The sequence below is a fragment of the Ruegeria sp. AL11 genome, assembly GCF_056540865.1.
Map to the genome: position 1 here is coordinate 1 of NZ_JBQFXO010000083.1, position 587 is coordinate 587.

1 protein-coding gene is annotated in these 587 nt (G+C 54.3%); it reads left to right on the forward strand.

Annotated features, from left to right (window positions below; translation table 11 throughout):
• Positions 1-587: NAD(P)/FAD-dependent oxidoreductase (locus ACR0IP_RS23405; protein ID WP_480528196.1), on the forward strand; the 587-nt coding region annotated here is incomplete at both ends.

Below are 587 nucleotides of genomic sequence, written 5' to 3' on the forward strand. Positions count from 1 at the left end.
GGTGGCCATGCCCGCACTGTCATGGCCGGGAAGAACGGCGATCAACCGGTGGATACCGGTTTCATCGTCTTCAACTACGCAACCTATCCTTTTCTGACCCGACTTTTTAATGAGCTCAATGTTCCCGTTATCGAAAGCGAAATGAGTTTTGGCGCGACAATCGACAATGGTCGTATCGAATATGGGTTGAACAATCTGCGCACCCTGACCGCGCAGAGACGCAATCTTGCGCGCCCCGCCTATTACAAGATGATTGCCGACATTCTGCGCTTTGGCAAAATGGCTCCGGAGGCTGCAAGAGATGACGACACCACGATTGGTGAGTTGGTGGATCAGCTTCGTCTGGGACACTGGTTCCGCCACAACTATCTGATGCCAATGTGTGGGGCGATCTGGTCAACTCCGGTTGAACTGGTGGATCAGTTCCCTGCACGCTCATTGGTGCAGTTCTTTCGAAATCACGCCCTTCTGGCCAGTGGCCGCGCAAATCAACACCAGTGGTACACAGTTAAAGGTGGCAGTATCGAATATGTCCGCAGGATCGATGCCGCCCTACGGGCACGAGGGGCGGCAATCCGTTTGGCCAG